A 5,797-nucleotide genomic window follows, 5' to 3' on the forward strand; every position below is an offset into this window, starting at 1 on the left:
GGCGTGAGGGGCGTGCCTTCTTTATGGTTATAAACGCATATAAAATGCATTGCTATAAACATATCATAAAAGAGAGAATAAAATAAAAAAAAGCCGTGCCAAATGATATGACGCGGCTTTCAAATGTCTATTCTAATGATTAAAATGAATCATCCACATGGAGTAATCAGTGCATATATACAAAACGTATCATATTGCAAGCGCTCTATTAGAGATATGAAAACTTATCAAAAGGAACGTAAATGATGCATATGATCTTTAATCACTCATTTGAATAAGAGAGCCTATAAACGCTCGGTAGCTTTAACAATCCAATCAAAAAAACATGCATATTCAATAAATATCTGTAAAAAACGTTCTTTTTACATTTACGAGCATTGGTTTTTAAAAGCAGCTTTTCATAAAACAAATAAACAATTATGGTTTTTTGTTACCATTTTTATCAAGTCAATTTTATTAATAATAGTTATAAAAAAATCACAAAATTAAAATAACCACTTGAAATATACCCATATGGGTATATTAATAATCATGAGTAAAATAAAACGTATCATATGGCTTGGTTCTTCACTCAAAGATATAAAAAGTCTTCCTGATCTTATTCAACAAAGGATTGGTTATGCTCTTTATCTTGCTCAGATAGGAGATAGAGGAGAAAATGTTAAGGTTCTCAAGGGGTTTGGATCTGCAAATGTTCTAGAAATTATTGAACGCGATATTCAAGGAACTTATCGCGCTGTTTATACGATACAATATAAAAAATCTCTTTATGTGTTGCATTGTTTTCAGAAAAAATCGACCCGTGGCATTGCAACACCAAAACCAGACATTAATCTGATCAAAGAACGTCTCAAGTTAGCAGAACAATTAGAAGGGAATTAAAATGATCAATGTTTTTCACGGTAGTTCCAATGTTTATGCGGATCTTGGCTTTTCAGATTCCAGAGAGATGCTTATCAAAGCGCAACTTGCTCATAAGATTAGTCAAATTCTTAAAGAAAAGAACTTAACACAAAAACAGGCTAGTCAACTTTTGAAAATGACTCAACCCAAATTGTCTAAACTCTTAAGTGGAGAATTTCGAGGAATTAGTGAAATGAAAATGCTTGAGTGTTTGGCAAAATTGGGAAACGATATCAAGATTATTGTTAATCCGAAAGAAGTTAAAACGCTTGAAGGACATTTTGAAGTTGTTTTTTCTTCTTAAACTTCTTTATGATTTGCTTTTTATAGTCTATTCATACATGGCAATCTTATATAAAAAATGGTCAAATGAATCATGCATAAAAGTGTGGATTCTTAAGTGGATTCTTATAAAATAATTTTACTCAAACCATTGACTTTATTGTATTTTTATATATAATGCGTTATTATCATCGTCCAAGGTTCATTCTTAGGAATGCGCAATTTAAACCGGTGATAACGATTGCGCGAACGCCCATGATAAGCGCCCGTGACATAAGAACACACCCTCTCCTTATGCCATGTGATCGGCGTCTGATTATTGCGAAGACGACGTTCCCCTATGCTTAAAAGACCTTCCGTCGTATCAACTTCGGCAAACATTTTCGTGATAAAGTTAAAACTTCCATCCGGCGCTCCCATCTCTTGCGAAACAACCGTTGCCTCCATCGGGGCTCCTGTAAACATAACAAGCCTATTGTTTTCATCAAAAGCACCAAGCATTGGAGCGCCACTTTGCCAACGGGGGCTGTCTAAAGAAGCAGGCAACGCCTCAAGATTGATCGAAATCTCATCTAACTGTTCTAAAGTATAACCTGTTGTAAACACTGGAAACAACGTGAAAATCTTTCCCTGTAGCGTCGACCATTTCTGCAAGCCCCAATCATAAACAAAGGTGGTTTGTTCGTTATTGCCTCTTTTTAAGGACCAATAAATCCGGTTATCAATGGGGTCTATAACTCCTTGCATCTCATCAAGAGCAAACTTATCAAATGTTTTAAAAACCGTTCTATCAACCTTTTCAAAACCTATCGGTAAAAGTTGACCATCCAAACTCATCTGATAAAAACCACCATCACCTGCAAAAAAAGCGTCACTCCCTCGACAAGCTATAGAGGCTGCACTGCGGGCTCCTCGCTTGTCTTGTATCTTTTGAAATGTAAACACAATTTTAGAACCCGCAACAAAGGTTCCAGCATAAATAGCAGAACGCATAAAAATGAGGGGATTGGTGGATTCTGTTGCCCCTTGAACATATTCTCCATCCGGAAAATCTTGAAAATCGCAATCTTTCTGTTTAACTGTCCAATGGGTTGCATCTTCCAAACCAGACCAATGAATGCGATTGGGGTGATCTGTCAATTGCATCAAACAAACAAAAGGTCCCCAAACCTTCACCAAGCCTGCTTTCGGCGGATTGCCTCCTAAATCTTCAAATCGTTCAGAACTATGGGTATTAAAAACTTGTGGTTTATCATTTTTATTGACCGCAATAATTCTTTGACCAAACAGAGCAAATGACCATTGATTATCCTCATGCGCATGATAGGTCACACCACTTTGGCTAATGTCTTTCCAACCCTGCGTTTGACTATCATAACTGTAAAGCTTTTGCTTGCCTCCTACGATTATCTTAACACCATTACCGCTTCTAAAGGCTATTGAACCCAATGGCTTTTCTTCCAAAGGATGAGACACAACCATTGCACTAGGCATGGGTATGTAACCACCATCTGCCGGCAAAACATTCACAAGGCTATCCGTAAAACTGCCGTTGACAACCGCAACATCCGGTCTGTAATCGGCAATGGGAAAATAAACCATGCTAAAAATCCGTTGGTATTATTCTGGTCACGTTATGACGTTGAGACGTCTCTGCACGCAATTCATTCAACTGTTCGTTAAAGTCATTGTAAGCTGCCGTTGCACAATCGGGGTCTTTCAAGATATTCTTGTAAAGTTCGTATTTTGCACGCGCCTTAATCAAATCAAACGCGTGCACAAACCATGGATGCTCCTCATCGACACTCTCTATCTCTGATAAACGCAATGGAGAGAGAATGAGTTGAATCTGATAGGCTCTATCCGGCGTGGGATAAAGATGTAATTTCCTATCAAAATAACTGTAACAAACCGGCGTTCCTTGCTGCTCTGATGATAACAAAGGCTCTAAAGAAACATGGTCCTTACATTCCAAGGCAAACTTATGATGTTGATCAGAACTCAGATAAACGTTTTTGATTTTAACAGCACTTTCGATATGGCTGGTAGTGCTTGCATCATAAACACCTTGTCCCGCCCGTGTCTCAAACACCACATCACGGCTTTCGTTAAAGTAAAAGGTCTCCCGTTCACAAAAACGAATGGCTGCAAAAATACTTTCTTGGATTTGATGAACATACTCATCGGCTATGTCATCAATCTCATCTTGAATGACCGACACAAGGTGCGAAAGTGTCCTCTTATGACGATAAACATCTCGCTTTACAGGTATTGGTCCTCCGGTCTTAACCCGAATATAATGACGTGTCATCAAAATATCTCTCAGTGATTAGTCACGAATTCAACGACTATACTTGCTTGCCCAGCTTGTACTGTTTTGTCCGCTTTGGCATAGAGAGTAAGTTCTTCATCATAAGGGATAAACTCCTTCTGATTGGTAGGCTTAACCTCTTTTACTGCCTGTTGTTTGATTTCTGCTTCACCAAACTCATTGCCGCCAGCAGTGCACCCTATTTTTACCTTCGTGTCCGAAAATGCTGTCTTGACATACACTTTAATCGAAGTGATCAAAGCACCACGAGGTAGCGTGCCTATTCTCATAGCGTTTTCTTTATCTTCATAGCTAAAATTAAGCCGCAAAAAGCTTACCTGCTGGGTATGAAGATTTCTCCCTTGCAAGGGCTGTGGTAAATAATCTGCCATGTCTTATCCCCTCAATGATTTGTCACAAATTGCACAACCACAATACATTCACCAGCATCTGTTGTTTTATCCCGTGTTGCATAAAGGGTCATCTCCTTATCATCTGCAACAAAAGACTTTTGATCTGTTGGCGTAAAATCTTGCGTGCCTTGGGCTTTGATATCCTTTTCACTGAACTCATTGCCACCATAGGTGCTCCCTATCTTCAACTTCGCTTCTGAAAACGCGGTCTTGACAAAAGCCTTCATCGAAGTGATCAAAGCGCCACGAGGCAAAATTCCTATTTTCTCCGTAAGATGCTTATCTTTATGAGAGATATTCAAACGTAAGAAACTCACCTGTTGGGTGTGAAGATTTCTCCCCTGTAGTGGAGGTGGTAATTGATCTGCCATGTCTTGCTTCCTCCCTATGATTAATTATCAGGTTCACCGCTGTAGGTGGGGATAACAATCGTTCCAAAATCTTGAGCTGTTTGTGCGCTATTGGGCATCTTAAAACGTGTTTTCTTCATTCCTATTAAGGTTTTGGCTGCAACACCAAATTCACGTTCATAATCAAAATACTCTTCTTTAAGCGTATAATGCGTTGCACTGTGATTTTTGCCAAAACCAATAACAGCACTTTGCGCCCCTAGAAACACCGCGCGACGCACACTTTTAACAGCTGTATTATCTGTCGATTTAACACCATGGGTCACATGAATAGCTTCACGTAAAATAACGCCATTATACATGCCCAGTGAACCATCAAAGATTGGGTTTTTCGCACGAGAGGTTGCATAAACCGATTTTTGAATATCTAACCACTCACCAACGGCTGTATTGGTTCGCAATTGCATGACTTGTGTTGGATGCAAATAGAGGACATAAACATCATCACCATTGACATGAACTGGAGAAATTTGCGGATTGGCAAGTTTGGCTTGTTTAACCGCTTCATCAATCAATTTAAGACTAAAGCTATGTTTGGCTTTTTCTGTAAGATCTTCATCCTTGGTTTTTGCTTCTGGGCGGATAATACGTTCACTGCTTGGTGCCATGATTTCATTAAAGCCATAATGAACCGGCTTAATATACACTTCTCGACCATCAACATTGATCGTACGGGGTGTATAACCACATACCTGAAGAAAGAACATGATGCTTAAACGATTGGCATACCAACGAACTAAACCTTCTTTGGCTTTTTTCCGTAAATTGGGGAGAATTCTCTGTTGGTCAATCGAGTCATCATTCGCTACACGTGCTGCATGTAAAAGCTCGTTAATCACCAACCGATCATTCATAAATTGAAGCGCTTCTTCATTGCCCTCTAAGGTTTCGCCTTGCGTGACACCGTCCCCAAACAGATTGACAAGCAGACTAAACGTAACGCTATCCCCTGCACTCTTATGGGTTTCGTTGTAAAGCTGGATAATGCTGTTCGAACTTTTGCCAATCAGAGGAGCAATTTTTGTCGCTTTCAAAACTTCATTGCTTAATTTCTGTGACCACAATTTCACCGATTGCGGATCATGGGTTCCTATATGTGTTGTTGCCATTGATTTCACCTTTCTTTGCTGTAAAAAAACCGGCTTAAAGCCGGTGGAAAACCCGCATCAAGGCGGATTATGTTGTAAAACTTATTGCCTAATCAGGATCTGCACCCATAATTTCATAAAAACGGGCTTCATTCTTCGGATTTGATATCCAAGCATTGAATTCTTTCTCAGACATATTCGCAAGTGTCTCTTTGGTCATAGGACCCGTCACGCCCCCTCCTCCAGATGCCGTTAAGGTTCTCGCAGAATTCTGACGGCTTTGAAGTTCTGCAACTTGATTATTCGCTTGTAATGCTTGGTTCTGATAGCCAAGATTTTGCGCTATTCTATAAATCTCTTCTGCCGGATTGAGATCTCTTTGTGCACAAG

7 protein-coding genes and 1 pseudogene are annotated in these 5,797 nt (G+C 39.4%); 2 read left to right on the forward strand and 6 right to left on the reverse strand.

Annotation, left to right across the window (positions count from 1 at the left end):
- Nucleotides 1-531 precede the first annotated feature (531 nt).
- Nucleotides 532-882: a type II toxin-antitoxin system RelE/ParE family toxin gene (locus ACFIK8_RS08575; protein ID WP_041581387.1), complete on the forward strand. Its 351-nt coding sequence runs from the start codon at nt 532-534 to the stop codon at nt 880-882.
- Nucleotide 883: 1 nt separating this feature from the next.
- Nucleotides 884-1,207: a helix-turn-helix domain-containing protein gene (locus ACFIK8_RS08580; protein WP_015856199.1), complete on the forward strand. Its 324-nt coding sequence runs from the start codon at nt 884-886 to the stop codon at nt 1,205-1,207.
- A 146-nt stretch (nt 1,208-1,353) separates the two neighbouring features.
- Here ACFIK8_RS08580 and ACFIK8_RS08585 read toward each other — a convergent pair whose 3' ends face one another.
- The 6 genes and pseudogenes from ACFIK8_RS08585 to ACFIK8_RS08610 form a co-directional block, all read right to left on the reverse strand.
- Nucleotides 1,354-2,787, reverse strand: a complete 1,434-nt coding sequence (locus tag ACFIK8_RS08585; RefSeq protein WP_375669197.1) for a hypothetical protein — start codon at nt 2,785-2,787, stop codon at nt 1,354-1,356.
- 1 nt (nt 2,788) lies between these two features.
- Nucleotides 2,789-3,496 carry a hypothetical protein gene (locus ACFIK8_RS08590; RefSeq protein WP_375620426.1) on the reverse strand — a complete coding sequence of 236 codons (708 nt, stop codon included), beginning with the start codon at nt 3,494-3,496 and terminating at the stop codon, nt 2,789-2,791.
- A gap of 11 nt (nt 3,497-3,507) precedes the next feature.
- Nucleotides 3,508-3,888, reverse strand: a complete 381-nt coding sequence (locus ACFIK8_RS08595; protein WP_375631879.1) for a hypothetical protein — start codon at nt 3,886-3,888, stop codon at nt 3,508-3,510.
- Between the two features lie 11 nt (nt 3,889-3,899).
- Nucleotides 3,900-4,280, reverse strand: a complete 381-nt coding sequence (locus ACFIK8_RS08600; protein ID WP_252619690.1) for a hypothetical protein — start codon at nt 4,278-4,280, stop codon at nt 3,900-3,902.
- 20 nt (nt 4,281-4,300) lie between these two features.
- Entirely contained in the window at nt 4,301-5,428 is a 1,128-nt protein-coding gene (locus ACFIK8_RS08605; protein WP_375647844.1) for a N4-gp56 family major capsid protein, read from the reverse strand.
- Between the two features lie 88 nt (nt 5,429-5,516).
- Nucleotides 5,517-5,797, reverse strand: a pseudogene (locus ACFIK8_RS08610) (hypothetical protein); the annotation flags it as partial.

Source organism: Bartonella sp. MR168JLCBS (genome assembly GCF_042194175.1).

What these genes read in the sequence shown, in the direction of transcription:
- ACFIK8_RS08575 (WP_041581387.1), top strand. Translation starts at nt 532, where the DNA reads ATGAGTAAAATAAAACGTATCATATGGCTTGGTTCTTCACTCAAAGAT.
- ACFIK8_RS08580 (WP_015856199.1), top strand. Translation starts at nt 884, where the DNA reads ATGATCAATGTTTTTCACGGTAGTTCCAATGTTTATGCGGATCTTGGC.
- ACFIK8_RS08585 (WP_375669197.1), bottom strand. Translation starts at nt 2,787, where the DNA reads ATGGTTTATTTTCCCATTGCCGATTACAGACCGGATGTTGCGGTTGTC.
- ACFIK8_RS08590 (WP_375620426.1), bottom strand. Translation starts at nt 3,496, where the DNA reads ATGACACGTCATTATATTCGGGTTAAGACCGGAGGACCAATACCTGTA.
- ACFIK8_RS08595 (WP_375631879.1), bottom strand. Translation starts at nt 3,888, where the DNA reads ATGGCAGATTATTTACCACAGCCCTTGCAAGGGAGAAATCTTCATACC.
- ACFIK8_RS08600 (WP_252619690.1), bottom strand. Translation starts at nt 4,280, where the DNA reads ATGGCAGATCAATTACCACCTCCACTACAGGGGAGAAATCTTCACACC.
- ACFIK8_RS08605 (WP_375647844.1), bottom strand. Translation starts at nt 5,428, where the DNA reads ATGGCAACAACACATATAGGAACCCATGATCCGCAATCGGTGAAATTG.